This is a genomic window from Streptomyces sp. NBC_00620 (assembly GCF_026341825.1).
GTDB lineage: Bacteria > Actinomycetota > Actinomycetes > Streptomycetales > Streptomycetaceae > Streptomyces.
Genome location: NZ_JAPENY010000002.1, coordinates 1,873,711 through 1,890,525, shown reverse-complemented (window position 1 = coordinate 1,890,525; position 16,815 = coordinate 1,873,711). Strand labels below are relative to the sequence as shown.

The 16,815-nt window shown below is 72.1% G+C and carries 14 protein-coding genes; 13 read left to right on the top strand and 1 reads right to left on the bottom strand.

Annotation, left to right across the window (positions count from 1 at the left end; genetic code table 11):
* The 8 genes from OG246_RS27775 (at position 1) to solA (ending at position 8,900) form a co-directional block, all read left to right on the top strand.
* The gene (locus tag OG246_RS27775; RefSeq protein ID WP_266469375.1) at positions 1-690 is read left to right on the top strand and encodes an alpha/beta hydrolase; all 690 of its coding nucleotides are present in this window, start codon (positions 1-3) and stop codon (positions 688-690) included.
* A complete protein-coding gene (locus OG246_RS27770; protein WP_266469373.1) occupies positions 687-1,739 on the top strand; it encodes an ABC transporter ATP-binding protein in 1,053 nt (350 codons plus the stop codon). Before OG246_RS27775 ends, OG246_RS27770 begins: the two co-directional genes overlap by 4 nt.
* Positions 1,736-2,740 carry an ABC transporter ATP-binding protein gene (locus OG246_RS27765; protein WP_266469370.1) on the top strand — a complete coding sequence of 335 codons (1,005 nt, stop codon included), beginning with the start codon at positions 1,736-1,738 and terminating at the stop codon, positions 2,738-2,740. Before OG246_RS27770 ends, OG246_RS27765 begins: the two co-directional genes overlap by 4 nt.
* Positions 2,737-3,501 (top strand): amidohydrolase family protein, encoded by a 765-nt coding sequence (locus tag OG246_RS27760; protein ID WP_266469368.1) that lies wholly within the window; start codon positions 2,737-2,739, stop codon positions 3,499-3,501. Before OG246_RS27765 ends, OG246_RS27760 begins: the two co-directional genes overlap by 4 nt.
* Positions 3,498-3,956, top strand: a complete 459-nt coding sequence (locus tag OG246_RS27755) for a cytidine deaminase (RefSeq protein ID WP_266469366.1) — start codon at positions 3,498-3,500, stop codon at positions 3,954-3,956. The genes OG246_RS27760 and OG246_RS27755 overlap by 4 nt, the downstream gene beginning before the upstream one ends.
* A 29-nt stretch (positions 3,957-3,985) precedes the next feature.
* The gene (locus OG246_RS27750) at positions 3,986-4,834 is read left to right on the top strand and encodes a creatininase family protein (RefSeq protein WP_266469363.1); all 849 of its coding nucleotides are present in this window, start codon (positions 3,986-3,988) and stop codon (positions 4,832-4,834) included.
* Positions 4,835-5,010: 176 nt separating this feature from the next.
* The gene (locus OG246_RS27745; protein WP_266469360.1) at positions 5,011-6,468 is read left to right on the top strand and encodes an aldehyde dehydrogenase; all 1,458 of its coding nucleotides are present in this window, start codon (positions 5,011-5,013) and stop codon (positions 6,466-6,468) included.
* Complete coding sequence (solA, locus tag OG246_RS27740) at positions 6,465-8,900, top strand: N-methyl-L-tryptophan oxidase (RefSeq protein ID WP_266469356.1); 2,436 nt, start codon at positions 6,465-6,467, stop codon at positions 8,898-8,900. Before OG246_RS27745 ends, solA begins: the two co-directional genes overlap by 4 nt.
* Before the next feature lie 32 nt (positions 8,901-8,932).
* Here solA and OG246_RS27735 read toward each other — a convergent pair whose 3' ends face one another.
* A complete protein-coding gene (locus tag OG246_RS27735; RefSeq protein ID WP_266469353.1) occupies positions 8,933-9,637 on the bottom strand; it encodes a GntR family transcriptional regulator in 705 nt (234 codons plus the stop codon).
* 137 nt (positions 9,638-9,774) lie between these two features.
* On the opposite strand from OG246_RS27735, the gene OG246_RS27730 reads away from it, so the two are divergent.
* The 5 genes from OG246_RS27730 (at position 9,775) to OG246_RS27710 (ending at position 16,788) form a co-directional block, all read left to right on the top strand.
* Complete coding sequence (locus tag OG246_RS27730; protein ID WP_266469349.1) at positions 9,775-10,428, top strand: cyclase family protein; 654 nt, start codon at positions 9,775-9,777, stop codon at positions 10,426-10,428.
* Positions 10,425-11,978: a gamma-glutamyltransferase gene (locus OG246_RS27725; protein ID WP_266469345.1), complete on the top strand. Its 1,554-nt coding sequence runs from the start codon at positions 10,425-10,427 to the stop codon at positions 11,976-11,978. The genes OG246_RS27730 and OG246_RS27725 overlap by 4 nt, the downstream gene beginning before the upstream one ends.
* Entirely contained in the window at positions 11,975-13,921 is a 1,947-nt protein-coding gene (locus tag OG246_RS27720; RefSeq protein ID WP_266469342.1) for a primary-amine oxidase, read from the top strand. Before OG246_RS27725 ends, OG246_RS27720 begins: the two co-directional genes overlap by 4 nt.
* 72 nt (positions 13,922-13,993) lie before the next feature.
* Positions 13,994-15,346 (top strand): aromatic ring-hydroxylating dioxygenase subunit alpha, encoded by a 1,353-nt coding sequence (locus tag OG246_RS27715; protein WP_266469339.1) that lies wholly within the window; start codon positions 13,994-13,996, stop codon positions 15,344-15,346.
* 5 nt (positions 15,347-15,351) lie between these two features.
* Positions 15,352-16,788, top strand: a complete 1,437-nt coding sequence (locus tag OG246_RS27710; protein ID WP_266469337.1) for a glutamine synthetase family protein — start codon at positions 15,352-15,354, stop codon at positions 16,786-16,788.
* Positions 16,789-16,815 lie beyond the last annotated feature (27 nt).

The following is a 16,815-nucleotide window of genomic DNA, read 5'->3' as shown; positions in this document are numbered from 1 at the left end:
ATGGACATCGTGCTGGTCCACGGTGCCGGCGGACGGCCGACGACCTGGTCGGCGGTGGCGCCCCTGCTCACCGCCCTCGGCCACCGGCTGTACACCGTCACCAACCCGATGACCTCGCTGTCGGACGACGTCACCAACACCGCGGCCGCCCTGGCGGAGACAACGGGTCCCGTGCTGCTGGCCGGGCACTCCTACGGCGGCGCGGTCATCAGCAACGTCGGCCGCGACCCGCGGGTCAAGGGCCTGGTGTACATCGCCGCGTTCGGTCCCGACGAGGGCGAGACCGTCAACGAGATCGTCGAGCGGTACGAGCCGGCCGAGATCTCCAAGTACATGCGGCGCGGCCCGAACGGTGAGTGGAAGTCGGAGCCGAGCGAGGAGTTCTGGGCCGAGATCGGGTCCGACCTCTCCGCCGAACAGCGGGCCGTCGTCGAGGCGGAGGGCCGCAAGGCGGAGAACCTGATCTTCACCGAGCCGTCCGGTCCCCCGGCCTGGCGCACCCTGCCCAGCTGGTACCTGGTCGCCGACGACGACCGCACGCTGCGCCCGGAGATCCAGAACGACATGGCGACGCGGATGAAGGCGACCGTCGAGCATGTGCCGGGCAGTCACTACACGACTCTGGTGTGGCCGCGGCGCGTGGCCGACCTGATCCACACGGCGGCTGTCGCCGTGGGTGCCGACTCGTGACGGCCGCTCTGCAGCACACCCCGGACGCGACCACCCCCGAGTCCGCGCCCGTGCTGGAAATCCGCGGTCTGCACGTCCAGTTCGAGGTCGGGGCCGGCCGTCTGCCGGCCGTGGACGGAGTGGATCTGACCCTGCGGCAGGGCGAAGTCCTGGCGCTGGTCGGCGAGTCGGGGTCCGGCAAGTCGGCCCTGGCGATGAGTCTGGTCGGACTGAACCGCGGCCCGCGCACCCACATCAGCGGCACGGCGGACTTCGGCGGACGCGACCTCGTCGCGGCGTCGGAGCGGGAGTTGCGTGGCGTGCGGGGCAAGGAGATCGCGGTCGTCTTCCAGGACGCGCTGGCCGCTCTCAACCCCCTGCACCGGGCGGGCGCCCAGGTCTCCGAGATGATCCGCGCCCACCGCGACGTGCCGCGCGCGCAGGCGACGGCCCGTGCCGTGGAACTGCTCGGCGAGGTCGGCATCGCCGGCCCGGAGCGCGCGTCGCGCGCCTACCCGCACCAGTTGTCCGGTGGCATGCGGCAGCGCGTGATGATCGCGATGGGCCTGGCCAACGACCCGGCGCTGCTGATCGCCGACGAACCCACCACCGCACTCGACGTCACGATCCAGGCCCAGGTCCTCGCGGTCCTCAAGCGGGTCCAGCGCGACCACGGCACCGCCGTACTGCTGATCACCCATGACCTGGGAGTCGTGGCCGAGGTCGCCGACCGGGTGGCCGTCATGTACGCGGGGCGGATCGTGGAACAGGGGCCCCGGGAGGAGGTGCTGTTCCGTCCTCAGCACCCTTACACGATGGGGCTGCTCGGTTCGGTGCCACCGATCGACGGGCCGGTCCTGCGACGGCTGCCCACCATCCCTGGCAGTCCGCTGACCGGCGTGGACCGTCCTACAGGCTGCGCGTTCGCGCCCCGGTGTCCGTTCGTCCACGCCGCGTGCGCCGAACGCCCTGAGCTGCGGCAGCGGCACGGCGCCGACGGGCATCTCGACGCCTGCGCGCTGCCCGCCGCCGGCCGTGCCACGGCTCGTTCCCAGGGAGGCAGCGCATGACCGCCGCGCTCGTCAAGGCCCGCGGGCTGCGCGTCGAGTACCCGGGGCGGGCCGGCGGCCGCGTCAGGGCGCTGCGCGACATCGACCTCGACATCCTCCAGGGCGAGACCCTCGGTCTGGTCGGCGAGTCGGGGTGCGGCAAGTCCACGCTGGGCAGGGCCCTGCTGCGGGTGATCGAACCCACCTCGGGGCGGATCGAGTTCGGCGGCCTGGATCTCACCCGGCTGCGGGGACGAGGGCTGCGCCGTACGCGAGCCGAGCTGGCGATGGTCTTCCAGGATCCGTTCGGTTCGCTCAATCCGCGCCGCAGGACCGCCGACATCGTCGCCGAACCGCTGCTGCGGGCTCGGGGCGCCACCCGGGCCGAGGCTGCGAAGGCGGTGGCCGAGCTGCTCGATCTCGTCGGGCTCGGCGCGGAAGCTGGCCGGCGCAGGCCGCACGAGTTCTCCGGCGGTCAGCGTCAACGCATCGGCATCGCACGGGCGCTCGCCTCCTCTCCGCAGTTCGTGGTGGCCGACGAGGCCGTCTCGGCGCTGGACGTGTCGATCCAGGCGCAGGTGCTGAACCTGTTGTCGGACCTGGTGCGGGACCGGGGCCTGACGATGCTGTTCATCTCGCACGACCTGGGCGTCGTACGGCACATCGCCGACCGGATCGCCGTCATGTATCTGGGCCAGATCGTGGAGATCGCCTCCCGGGACGCGTTCTTCTCCGGGCCCGCGCACCCCTACAGCAGCGCTCTGCTGTCCTCCGTTCCCGTGCTGCGGCCGGGAGCGCCCCGTGAACAGCGGGTCCTGGAGGGCGAGTTGCCCGATCCGGCGAATCCGCCGGAGGGCTGTCTGTTCCGTACCCGGTGCCCCTTCGCGACGGAGGAGTGCCGGATCAGCAGGCCCGAGCTGCGCGAGATCGCGCCCGGGCGCAGCGTGCGCTGCCATCTGCCCCTGGTGACCGGTGAGTCCACCCGGTCCCCGAGTCCAGTGAGTGAGGTCGAAACGCTTTGATCATCGACGCGTACAACACCACGCAGGACGTCCGCGGTCGCTCGGACTACCTGACCGGAGCGCGCAAGGGCCAGGCCCCGCCGCCGTACACGCCCTTCGAGCCCCGGCGCATCCTCGACCGGATGGACGCCGCGGGGGTGGACATGGCGATGGTGTGCTCGCTCGCCCAGCGCATCGAGAACGACTTCATCGCCTCGCTGGTGGCCGCGTACCCGGACCGGTTCTTCGGCTTCGGGCAGGTGATGCCGCAGGCCGACGACGCGCTCGACGAGATCGACCGGATGGCCGACGCGGGCCTGGTGGGGCTGAAGCTGCACCCGAGTCTGCACGGCTACCACGTCGCCGACCACGGGCTCCTGGATCCGGTGTTCGAGGCGTGTGCCCGGCGCGGACTGCTGGTCCTGATCAACGCGCTCGACGACGCGTTCTGCGCGCCGCTGGCCATCGAGGAGATCGCCCGGGACCACCCGGAGGTGCCGACGATCATCGCGCACATGGGGGCGGTGTGGAACGTGCCGGAGGCGATCATCGTGGCCGAGCGGCAGCCGCACGTGTACCTGGAGACTTCGGCGACCCTGATGAGCGATGTGAAGCGGGCCTACGCACGCCTTGGGCCCGAGAAGATCCTGATGGGCAGTGAGTGGCCCGGTTCGGACTTCGACCTGGAGCGTATGAAGATCGCGAAGGCGGTCGTGGACGAGAAGGACCGGGCGCTGATCGAGGGCGGCAACATGGCCCGGCTGCTGGGCCTGCCGGCATGAGCGCCACGGACGTCCGGCCCGTGCCCACTCCGCTGTCGATGAGCGCGGCGGACGCCGAACTCCTCGCCATTGCCCAGGAGTTGTTGACCCGGGTCTGGCAGTCGGGCCGTCACGAGGTGGCGACCGCGCTGCGGACGGCGGACGGGAGTGTGCACACCGGCGTCCATGTGGAGGGCTCCTGCCGGCGCAGTTCGATCTGTGCCGAAGGGGTGGCCATGGGGACCGCCCGCGGTGCCCTGCCCGCCGGGGAGCCGTTGAGCATCACCTCGGTGGTCTCGGTGCAGATCAAGCCGGCGGGCCGGTTCCGGATCATCGCACCGTGCGGGGTGTGCCGCGAGCTGATCAGTGACTACTGCCCGGACGCCACCGTGTGGGTCACCACGGTCGACGGCGACGAACCCGTCCCGTTGCGCGCCCTCGACCTGCTGCCCGAGAAGAGCCGACGCCAGTGGTGAGCGCCACCGGCCCCCAGGAGAGGAGAACCATGCCCGCAACCATTCCCGGGCCCTACGGTCGCACCGTACCCACTGGCCTCGACGTCCCCGGACTCACCGCCCAGTTGGGCGGAACCGGCTCCCCGGTGCTGTGGGAGGAGCTGACCTGGCCCGAGGCCGAGTCGACCGCCGCCGCCCAGGACGCCGTCATCATCCCCGTCGGCGCCACCGAGCAGCACGGCCCCCATCTTCCGCTCTCGGTGGACACCCGGATCGGTGAGGCAGTCGCCCTGGGGGTGTCCGCCCTGACCGGCGTACCCGTCCTGCCGCCCCTGAGCTTCGGGGTGTCCGCGTCCCACGGCGGCTTCGCCGGGACGGTTGCGCTGCGCCCGGAGACCATGATCGCCGTGGTGGAGGACGTCATCGACTCCTTGTACGCCTCCGGGGTACGGCAGTTCATCCTGCTCAACGGACACATCTGGAACAACGGCGCGCTCGATGTCTCGGCCGAGAAACTGAGGGTCCGTCACCGCGACGCCAGGGTCCGGGCGTTGGGGTACGTGACGATGTACCCGGGGCCCGAGGTCGACGGACACGTCACCTACGGGCGGGCGTTGATGCACGCCAACTTCTTCGAGACCTCCGTGATGCTGCATCTGGCGCCGGAGCTGGTCCGGATGGAACGGGCCACCTCCCATGTCGACGTCGACTCCTTCTGGGACTACCGCATGGACCAGGTCAGCGAAACCGGGGTCTGGGGCCGGGACGTGACCGACGCCGACGCGAAGCACGGCGAGGCGGAGTTCGACCGCTGCGTCCTCACCACCGCCCGGGCGGTCTCCGCGGCGGTCCGCGAACCGTGGCCGGATCCGGCCCACCGTCCCGGCCGCCACGCGTGACGGCGGGACCGGAAACGACAGCCGAGTCCACGGCGCCGGGCGCGACGCCACGGCTCGAGTCCACGGCGCCGGGCGCGATCGTCGGTTCCGGCCGGCCGTCCGTCGCTGCTCCCCAGGCAACGGTTCGGCTCAACTCCCCGGCGCAGGGCGGCGATCCGACCCAGAAGGAGAACATCTTGGACCCCAGCAACACGCTCCCCGACCTGCCGGACTGCGAGCCCATGCTCATCAGCGGCGAGTGGACCACGGGCAGCGCGCGGGAGCGCATCCCGGTGCTCGACCCCGCCACCCGGAAGCAGCTCACCACCATCGCCCAGGCCGGACCCGAGGAGGTGTCCGCGGCGGTCGCCGCCGCCACCGCCGCGCACCGCGACCGCCGCTGGCGCGGGCTGCCGCCCCGCCAGCGCCGCGACGTGTTGCTGCGTCTCGCCGACCTGGTGGAGCGTGACGCCGAACAACTGGCGGTCCTGGACACCCTGGACAACGGCAAGGCCATCGAGCGGGCGCGCGGCGACGTGGAGCTGGGCCTGCAGGCCATCCGCCATTTCGCCGGCACCCCGACCCGGTTGACGGGCACCGTGCATGCCGCCGCCGCGGACCGGCACGTCTACAGCGTGCGTGAGCCGGTCGGCGTGGTCGCCGCCGTCCTGCCGTGGAACTTCCCCTTCATGATCGCCGCGTGGAAGGTCGCCCCCGCCCTGGCCGCCGGCTGCACGGTCGTGGTCAAGCCGGCCGAGCAGACTCCGCTGACCGCGCTGCGGCTGGCCGCGCTCTGCCTGGAGGCGGGCGTTCCCGAGGGGGTGGTCAACGTGGTGACCGGTGACGGGCGTACGGGTGCGGAACTGGTCGCGCATCCCGATGTCGCCAAGGTGTCCTTCACCGGGTCCACCGAGGTCGGGCGGCTGATCATGGCCGCGGCGGCGCCTTCGGTGAAGCGGCTCACCCTCGAACTGGGCGGCAAGTCGCCCAACATCATCTTCGCGGACGCCGATCTGGACGCGGTGGTCCCGGCCGCGGTACGCGCGGTGTTCGGCCACTCCGGGCAGATGTGCACGGCGGGGAGCAGGCTGCTCGTGGAGCGCACGGTCGTGAAGGAGTTGCTCGACCGGCTCGTTCCGGCGGTGGAGGCGCTGCGAATCGGCCCGGGTCTGGAGGGCGGCATCAACATCGGTCCGCTGGTGTCCCAGGAGCAGTACGACCGGGTCACCGGCTATGTCGAACTGGGCCGCGCCGAGGGCGCCGAGGTGGCCGCCGGCGGCGAACCGCTCACCGGTCCCGGCTGGTTCGTGCAACCGACGGTGTTCACGGGGGTCACCCCCGACATGCGGATCGCCCGGGAGGAGATCTTCGGCCCGGTCGTCATGGTCATCCCCTTCGACAGCGAGGAGGAGGCGATCGCGCTGGCCAACGACAGCGAGTACGGGCTCGCCGCCGGTGTGTGGACGGGCAGCCTGGCCCGCGCCCACCGCACCGCCGCCGCGTTGGAGGCCGGGACCGTGTGGGTGAACACGTACAACGAGTTCGACCCCGCCGTGGCCTTCGGTGGGATGAAGCAGTCAGGCCTCGGCAGGGACCTCGGTGACGCCGCCGTCGACGGGTTCACCGAGCTCAAGAGCATCACCATCGCCCTGTGAGCGCCCCTGTGACGACCCGGACCACCTCCTCGCACCCGGCATCGGGGCCCCTTCTCCCGGCGTCCCGCCCCTTGGACGTCGCGGCCGAGCGCGCTCGCACGCCGGGCTCCTTCACCGGCCACCACTTCAACGCCGCCGGCGCGGCCCTGCTCGCCACCGGCACGGTCGAGGCGGTCATCGACCACCTCAGGGCCGAGAGCCTGTCCGGGGGCTACGAGGCCGCACAGCACGCCGCTCCCGCCCTGGCCGCCGTCTACGCGCGTGTCGCCGAACTCCTCGGCGCCCGGCCCGAGGAGGTCGCCCTCGTCGAGAGCGCGACGGCCGGCTGGCAGCGCGCGGTGTCGGCGCTGCGGCTCCGCCCCGGGGACCGGGTGCTGGCGGCCCGCTCCAGCTACGTCAGCAGCGCGCTGCACCTGCTGTCGGCCGAACGCGACCACGGTGTCCGGGTCGAGCTGCTGCCCAACGGCCCGGACGGCGCGGTGGATCTGGAGGCGCTGGAGACGGCGCTGCGCACCGGTCCCGCCGCCCTGGTGACCGCGGCCCATGTGCCCACCTCTTCCGGTCTTGTCGAACCCGCCGCCGGAATCGGTGCGTTGACCCAGGCCCACGGAGTGCCCTTCCTGCTGGACGCGACGCAGTCGCTCGGCCAGCTGCCGGTCGACATGGACGCCCTCGGCTGCGACCTGCTCGTCGGGACCGGCCGCAAGTTCCTGCGCGCTCCGCGCGGCACCGGGGTGCTCGCGGTCCGCCGTCCCCTCCTGGACCGGCTCGCCCCCGAGGCGCCCGATGTCCGGGGTGCCCGGTGGATCGCCGAGCGCAGCTGGGAACTGGTGCCGGACGCCAAACGGTTCGAGCTGTGGGAAGCCGCGCACGCCCTGCGCCTGGGCCTGGGGGCAGCGCTCGCCGACCTGAGCGCCCTGGGCGTCGACACCGTCGCCCGGCACCTGGCGACGGTCACCGCGGCACTGCGGGAACGCCTCGCCGCGCTGCCGGGCGTCCACGTCACCGACCCGCCGGCCGCCGGCGGCGCCATCGTCACCTTCGTGGTCGACGGCCTTGACCCCACCGACGTACAGCGCGAACTCGCCCGCCGTCGGGTCCATTTGATCGCCGTACCGGCGGCGCACGGCCGCTGGGACATGGACCCCCGGGGCCTGACCAAGGTGGTACGGGCCTCGGTGCACGTCTACAACGACGACGCCGACGTGGACGCCCTGGTCGAGGCGGTGCACGAGATCGCCAACCGTCACGGCACCGCCTCGCAGAGCAGCGGTTCCGCAACGGCGTCGCCCGCGGACGCCCCCACACCCCGTTCGGCGCGCCCCGAATCCCGGCTCCATGACGCGATCGTGGTCGGTCTCGGGGTGCACGGCGGTGCCGCCCTGCGCGGTCTTGCGGCGCGCGGACTCGACGTCCTGGGCCTGGAGCAGTACGCCCTGGGCCACGATCTGGGTTCCTCGCACGGGGCGACCCGGATGATCCGGCGCGCCTATCCGCACCCCGACTGGGACGGTCTGGTGGACACCGCGTACCAGGCCTGGGAGGAACTCGAGAAGGCCGCGAAGACCCAACTGGTCGACATCACCGGGGGGTTGTACGCGGCGCCGGTGGACCGTCCCGATCCGCTGCGCGGCCCCGGCTGCCGGCTGGTCGGTCCCGAGGAGGCGGCACGGGTCTTCCCGGGGCTGCGGCTGCCCGCCGGATTCGGTGCGGTGCACGATCCGCGGGCCGGGATCATCGACGCACAGGAGGCGCTGCGGGCCCAACTCGCCCTGGCTGAACGGTCAGGAGCCGCCATCTGGGACAGCACCCCGGTCATCGGCTGGGAGCCCGACGGCGATCAGGTCGTGGTGCGCACCGCCGACGGTGTGCTGCGTACCCGGCGTCTCGTGCTGTGCACCGGTCCCTGGATGGCTGCCCAAGTCCCGTCGCTCGCACCACATCTGACGGTCACTCGGATCATCAACGCCTACTTCGCCGCCGACCCGGCGGGCCGGCTGGGCAGGTCCGGCCTGGGCAGTTTCTCGGTGGATCTGCCGCAGGGGCTGCTGTACGGCTTCCCGGCGGCCGACGGCCGCGGTCTCAAGGCGGGCCTTGACAGCGGCCCGGCCTGGGATCCGGACGCCACGCGCCCACCCGCGACCGGGGACGAACTCGCCCTGCTCGCCGAGGCGGTGGCACAGGTGCTGCCCGGGGCCGGTCCGGTGACCGAGAGCCTGACGTGTCTCTACACGATGACGGCCGACCGGCGTTTCGTGGTCGGCGAAGTACCGGGCGTGCCCCAGGTGTTGGTGGCTTCGGCCTGCTCGGGGCACGGTTTCAAGTTCGGTCCTGCGCTCGGCGAGGCGCTGGCCGATCTCGTGTGCGGGACCGCTCGCCCGGACCTGGACTTCCTGTCCCCGGCCCGGCTGTTTCCCGGGAGCGCCCGGTGAAGGGCACCACCGGGGGGTCACCGGGACTCCGCTCAGCCGTGGAAGACGGTCTGGGAGCGGCGCTCGTACCAGGCCGTCAGATGCTCGCCGGCGTTGATGACGTGCTCGCGCATGACCTCCTGGGCGCGGTCGGCGTCGTGGGCGGTCAACGCGTCGATGAGCGCCTCGTGTTCACGGATGTTCAGCTGGCGGTGGCGCTCGTCACCGGCGAGGGCGAGCGAGGACACATTGCGCGGGAAGGTCTCGTTGATCCGGTCGATCATCCGGCTGAGCCAGGGGTTGTCGGCCGCCTCGCAGACGACCGTGTGGAAGCAGTCGTTGGCAGCCGTGGTGGCGGGACTGCCACCGGCCGTCTGCTCGCCGACGGCACGCTCGGCGGCCTCGCGCAGGACGGCGTTGTGCTCGCGCAGCGCCGTGAGCTGACGCTCCGTCACACGCGAAGCTGCGCGCCGGGCCGCCAGTGCCTCCAGCTCGGCGCGCACCTCGTAGGCCTGGCGCACCTCCCAGGGGGCGGGCACCCGGACCACCGCGCCGCGGTTGGGCTGCATCTCGATCAGCCCGCCGTTCTGCAGCTGACGCAGCGCCTCGCGCACCGGCGTGCGGCTGACCCCGAACTCGGTGGCCAGCGCCGCCTGGCGCAGCGGTTTGCCGATCGCCAGCTCACCGTTCATGATCCGCGCGCGGATACGGGCCGCGATGTCGTCGACGAGGGCGCCGTCGTCAGTCTGGGGGGTCATCGGAGTCGGTCAAGCCCTTCTCGGGGTCGGTCGGAGGGTGCGCGGTGGTGGAGCAGTTTGCCACGCGCCCGCCGGCATCCTGAGCCGTTCAATTTTGGATCCACTTCCATGATATCCGCATCCAATGGGAGCAATGCATGACTCTTGACTTCTCCAAGGCCATCGACGTGTCGGTCCCGATCCACCCCGGCATGCTGCACTGGGGCCGCCGCCCCGAGGTGGAGATCGTCGAGTCCCGCACCGCCGGCGACGCCTCCAACGTGAGCCGCTGGCGCATCGGCGCCCACACGGGCACCCACATCGACGCCCCCGCCCACTTCATCGACGGCGGAAAAACGGTCGACCGGCTCGACCTGTCCGCGCTCAACGGCACCGCACGAGTGCTGGACCTCACCCATGTGAAAGAGCAGATCACTGCCGCCGACCTCGACGCGGCCGGTCTCGGCGACGAGGAACGGGTACTGCTGCGCACCAGCAACTCCGAGGGCGTACTGCGCAGCCCGTGGAAGGCCCGGCAGTGGGTCGGACTGGCCCCGGACGGCGCGGAACGCCTCATCGAGGCCGGGGTGCGCACCGCGGGCATCGACTACCTGAGCATAGAGGCAGTGGCCTACACCACCCACTGGGAGACCCACCAACTGCTGTGCGGCGCGGACGTGTTGATCCTTGAAGTGGTCGACCTGCTGCACACACCGGCCGGGGTGTACGACATGCTCTCCCTCCCCCTGCCGTTGCAGGGCGCCGAGGCCGCCCCCTCGCGCACCGTGCTCCTGCCGAGGGACGAGGCATGACCACCCCTTCCGGGCTGATCGTGGCCGCACCGCACCCGGCGGCACTGACGGCCGCCCGGCAGGCGGCGCGGCGGGGCGGCAACGCGGTGGACGCGGCACTCGCGGCGGCCGCCGCCCTCACCGTCGTCTACCCCCACCAGTGCTCCCTGGGCGGCGACTTGATCGCCCTCGTCCACTCCCCCGACGGCAGCGTGCGGGCGGTGCTGTCGGCGGGGGCCGCCGCACAGGACGTGGACGTCGACGCGTTGCGCGCGGCTGACGGACGGATGCCCGCGCAGGGCCCGCAGACGGTCACCGTGCCGGGCGTGGTGGCCGGCTGGACCGCGCTCGCCGAGGCGTACGGCACACCGGGCGCCCTGGCCGCTGCCCTGCGGGACGCCGCCGCACTGGCGGACGAGGGTGCCACCGTCTCGGCGGGTCTGGCGCGCGCCGTACGCGAGCGGGCCGGGCGGATCGGCGAGGATCCCGGGCTCGACGCACTGCTGACCGGCCCCGGCGGGGCGCCGCTCGACGAGGGTGATCCACTCCCGCAACCGCGCCTGGCCACCGTACTGCGAGAACTCGCGGACGATCCGTCGTCCTTCTACCGGGGAGCGGTCGCCGAGGCCCTGGCGGACGGGCTGCGCCGGGCCGGCAGCCCGCTGACCGCGGGCGACCTCGCGGCCCACCGCGCGGAGAGCGTCGAGGCGTTGGTGCTCGACGTGGCCGGTACCCGTTGGTGGGCCGCGCCCCCGCCGAGCCAGGGCGCGAGCCTGCTGGCCGTACTGGAGGCCGCGAACGCCGCCGCAAAACTCCCCGAGCCGGAGCGGACCGGTGTCCTGGTGGCCCGCTGCCAGGACGCCTCGGCGGCCCGTGACCGGCTGCTGGGCGATCCACGCCGTGGCACGCCCGACCTGGACGGGCTGCTCCACCCGGCGCCGCTCGCGGGCGCGCAGCCACCCGAACCGCCCTTCCGGCCGGCCGGGGACACCGTCGCGATCACCGCCGTGGACTCGACCGGACTGGCCGTCTCCCTGATCCAGAGCGTCTACCAGACCTTCGGCTCCGGCATCTGCGATCCGGGCACCGGCATCGTGCTCCACAACCGGGGTTCGGCGTTCAGCCTGCTGCCCGGTCATCCGGCCCTCATCGGGCCCGGGCTGCGGCCCCCGCACACGCTGTGCCCCGTCCTCGGCCGGTCCGCCGGCCTGCTCCTTGCGGCCGGCTGCCAGGGTGGCCGGGCCCAGCCGCAGATCCTCGCCCAGACGGTGCCCGACCTGATGGATCCCGACGCCGACCCGTCCTCCGTCCTCGACCGCCCGCGCTGGGTGACCGGCGCCCGCGACATCGGCCACGAGACGGGGACCCTGCTGGCCGAGCCCGGGTCCGTCCCGGCCGCCACGACCGCGTTCCCGTCGGCGGTGCCGGTCGTGGTCGCGCCCGGCCGCACCGATCTCGCCGGTCACACCCAGGCCGTACGGCTGACCGCCGACGGCCGCCTCGACGGTGCCGCCGATCCACGCGCCGACGGCGGAACCGAGCTCCACCTCCCGGAAGGAAACACCCTGTGAGCACTCTCGCCCCCGAACCCGTACCCGCCGACGCGCCGCACCAGCTCGACCCCCTCACCACAGCCGAACTCGCCACCGCGGCAAAGGTGTTGAGGTCCGACGCCCGGGTCACCGAGGACGCGCGCTTCTGGGGCGTGACCCTCGACGAGGACCACGCCCGTGTCGCCGCCCCCGGGGAGGCCCGGCGCGCTCGCGCGGTCGTGATCTGCCCCTCCGCGCGCATCGCCTACGAGGTCGGCCTCGAACTCGGCGACAAGGCGAGGAGCACCACTTGGCTCGAGCTGGACGTGCGCAGTCCGGGCTGTTCCTCCGAGGAGGCGCGGCAGGCCGCGGCCGCCTGCCGGGCGGACCCGCGCTTCCGGGAAGCGCTGGCCCTGCGCGGCATCCACGACGTGTCGCTGGTGATGGTGGACCCGGAGTCGATCGGCGGTTTCGAACCGCCCGAGTACGCGGGCCGCCGGCTGACCTGGGGCAGCGTCTGGCACCGCACCTCCGAGGACGACAACGGTTACGCCCGCCCGGTGCAGGGCGTGGTGCCGATCATCGACATGGAGACCATGGAGATCCTGCACATCGAGGACCACGGTGTGGTCCCGCTGTCGGAGGAGTCCGGGGTGTTCGCCGCGGGAGTGGTGCCCGAGCGGGCGGGCCTGAAGCCGCTGGAGGTCGTCCAGCCCGAGGGGCCGAGCTTCACCGTCACCGGTCAGCGGATCGACTGGCAGGGCTGGTCGGTGCGGGTCGGCTTCAGCCACCGCGAGGGCCTCGTGCTGCACGACCTGGCCTTCGAGGCGGCCGGGAAGGGCCCGCGCCAGGTGATCCGGCGCGCCGCCGTCAACGAGATGTACGTCCCCTACTTCGACACCGCCTCCACTCAGTACCGCAAGAACTTCTTCGACTGGGGCGAGTACGGCGCGGGCCCGCTCACCAACTCCCTTGCCCTGGGCTGCGACTGTCTGGGCGTCATCCAGTACTTCGATGCCGCGGTGCTCGGCGGCGACGGTGTCCCCCGGCTCATTCCGAACGCCGTCTGCGTGCACGAGGAGGACGACGGGATCCTGTGGAAGCACCACGACGGCCGCACCGGCCGCACCGAGGTGCGCCGCTCCCGCCGTCTGATCATCTCCGCGTTCGCCACCGTGGCCAACTACGACTACGGCTTCTACTGGTCGCTGTACCAGGACGGTTCGGTGATGCTGGAGATCAAGATGACCGGCATCCTCTCCGCCACCGGTGTGGCGGAGGGCGAGGAGACCCCGTACGCCCGGCGGGTCGCCCCGAACGTCGCGGTCACCAACCACCAGCACTTCTTCAGCGTCCGCCTCGACATGGCGGTGGACGGCCCCCGCAACCGGCTCGTCGAGGTCACCGCCGAGCACGAGACCGACCCTGAGCTCGACCCGTACGGCAACGCCGCCCGGACGGTTCTCCGTCCGATCCTCAGCGAGGCGGAGGGCGGCCGGCGCACCGATCCGTCGCGCGCGCTGCACTGGCGGGTCGAGAGCACCGAGGCGCGCAACCGGATGGGCGAACCGACCGCCTACCGCGTCCACTTGGAGAACACGGCGGTGCTGCCGGTGCGCGAGGACAGCGTGTGCGCCCGCCGAGCCCCGTTCGTGGGACGGCAGTTGTGGGCGACCGCCTACGACGCGGACCGGCGGTTCGTCGCCGGTGAGTACCCCAACCAGGCCGAACCCGGCGCGGACGGTGTGCACAAGTGGCAGGAGGAGGACCGCTCGCTGGACGGCACGGATCTGGTGCTGTGGGCCACGGTCGGCTCGCACCACTTCCCGCGCCCCGAGGAGTGGCCGGTGATGCCGGTGGCCAGGGCGCGGCTCCGGCTCGAGCCCGACGGGTTCTTCGACCGCAATCCGGCGCTGGATGTGCCGGCGCCCGTCTCCTGTCACACGCCGGTGCCCAACGCGCCGGACCACTGCTGCGGCTGAACACCTCTCCAGGCGAAAGCCCGGACCACTGCTGCGGCTGATCAACCTCTCCCGGCGAAAGAAGGGCGTCCCATGCGCGAGGAAGAGAACATACGGCTCACCCGGACCGGGCCAGGCACCCCGGCAGGCGAATGGATGCGCCGCTACTGGCAGCCCATCGCCCTGACCGAGGAACTGGCAGGCGTACGGCCCCTGGTGGCGCCCAAAGTCATGGGCCAGGACCTGGTCCTGTTCCGTGACGACAGCGGCGAGCTCGGCTTGGTCGACCGCGGCTGCCCGCACCGCGGCGCCGATCTGGCGCTCGGCCGGCTGGAGGACGGCGGACTGCGCTGCTGCTTCCACGGCTGGCTCTTCGGCCGCGACGGCTCCTGCCTGGACACGCCCGCCGAGCCTCTGGGCAGCCCGCTCAAGTCCCGTGTCCGGCTGGGCAGTTACCCGGTGCGCGAGATCAACGGCATCGTCTGGGGCTACCTCGGTCCCGGCGAACCACCCGAACTGCCCGCCCTGGACTGCTTCCGCGCGCCAGCCGACCACGCCTTCGCCTGGAAGGGCCTCCTTGACTGCAACTGGCTCCAGGCCCTGGAAGTCGGCATCGACCCGGCCCACGCCTCCTACCTCCACCGCTTCTTCCAGGACGAGGATCCCGAGGACGGCTACGGCAAGCAGTTCCGCGCCGCCTCGCAGGGCACCGACCTGCCGATGACGAAGATCCTTCGCGAGTACGGCCGGCCCGACATCGACGCCGTCCGCACCCCGTACGGCATCCGCATCACCGCGCTGCGCACCCTCGACGGCACCGACACCCAGGGCCTGCCGATGGACGGCAGCCGCACCCATGTCCGCATCACCCACCAGGTGTTCCCGCACGCCTTCCACATCCCGCTCGACGCGGAGACGGCGATCACCCAGTGGCACGTGCCCATCGACGACACCTCCTGCTACTGGTTCGCGTCGTTCACCAGCGTCGGCGGTCCGGTGGACCGGGAGGAGATGCGCCGCCAGCGGGTCGACGCGGTCACCCTGCCCGACTACCGGCCGCGTTTCGGCCGCGCGAACAACTACGGCTACGACCCGGCGGAACAGCGCACGACCACGTACACCGGTCTCGGCACCGACATCAACGTGCACGACCAGTGGGCGGTGGAGGGGCAGGGCTCGATCCAGGACCGCACCCGCGAGCACCTGGGCCGCTCCGACAAGGTCATCGTGATGTACCGCCGGATGCTCGGCGAGGCCGTCTCCGCCGTCGAACGCGGCGAGGACCCGCCCTTGGTGCTGCCCCCCGAGGAGGCCGGGCGGATCCAGGGTCCGGTCACCCTCGACGGCATCGGCCCCACGGACGCCTGGCAGGAGCACTGGACGACCGTCACCGCCAAGCAGCGCGCCGAAAGCAGTTGGGCGCACCCCCTGGGAACGGACGGCTGAACGGCATGGGATTCATCGAACGCCATGGCCTGTGGAGCGCCGAACAGACCGCTGCGGCGGGCGAGATACTCGCTCGCGCCGAGTCCGGCGGGATGACAGCGGTACGGGTGGTCTTCGCCGATCAGCATGGTCTGCTGCGCGGCAAGACCGTCACCGTCGGCGAACTGCCCAACGTGCTGCGCGAGGGCACCGGCATCGCCTCGTCACTCCTCGCCAAGGACACCTCCGGGCGGACCGTGTTCCCGCTGTTCACCAAGGAGACGCCGCTCGGACTGCCCGAACTGCGCGGCGCCGCCGACATGGTCATGGTGCCCGACCCGCTCACCTTCCGGATGCTGCCCTGGTCGCCGGGGACGGGCTGGCTGCTCTGCGACCTGCGCTTCACCTCCGGAGGGCCGGTCCCGCTGTGCACACGCGGGCTGCTGCGCTCGGTCCTCGACCAGGCGGGCGGGCTGACCTACCGCACCGGCCTGGAGGTGGAGTTCCACCTCTTCCGGCTCGACGACCCCCGCCTGGGTCCCGGCGATCTCGGCCAGCCCGGCGCCGCGCCCGAGGTCGGCATGCTCAATCACGGCTACCAGTACCTCAGCGAGCTGCGCTACGACGAACTCGACCCCATGCTCGACGTCCTGCGCTCGAACATCGAGGGCCTGGGGCTGCCGCTGCGCAGCATGGAGGTCGAATTCGGTCCGAGCCAGGTCGAGTTGACCCTTCAGCCGGCCGACGGGCTGGGCACGGCCGACGCGATGGTGCTGCTGCGCAGTGCCGTCAAGCAGGTCGCCGCCCGCCATGGCCACCACGCCACCTTCATGTGCCGCCCCCATCTGACCGGGGTCTTCTCCAGCGGCTGGCATCTGCACCAGAGCGTGCTGCGGGAGGGCGTAGCGCTCTTCGCCCCCGAGCACGCGGGAAGTTCGGAGTCCGGCCCACCGCTGTCGCCCTTCGGGACCGCCTTCCTGGGCGGGCTGCTCCGGCACGCGCGTGCCACGAGCGCGTTCTCCACGCCGACCCTCAACGGCTTCAAACGGTTCCGCTCGCTGTCGCTGGCCCCGGACCGCGCGGTGTGGGGGCGCGACAACCGCGGGGCGATGGTGCGCGTGGTCGGTGACGGTCCGTCATCGACACGGCTGGAGAACCGGATCGGGGAGCCCGCCGCCAATCCGTACCTCTATCTCGCCTCCCAGCTCGCCGCCGGGCTCGAGGGCGTGGCCGGCGATCTCGACCCCGGCCCGGCAGCCGACGAGCCGTATGCCACCCGGGCCGAACCGTTGCCGCGTTCGCTGGGCGAGGCCCTTGACGCACTGGAGGCGGACCAGGCGCTGGCCGACCGGCTGGGCAAGGACTTCGTGGCGTACTACGCGAGCATCAAGCGTGCCGAGCTCGCCCGCTTCGGCCAGGAGGTCACCGACTGGGAACAGCGGGAGTACTTCCGTGTCTTCTGACGCTTACGAAGGGCCCATGACAGCGGA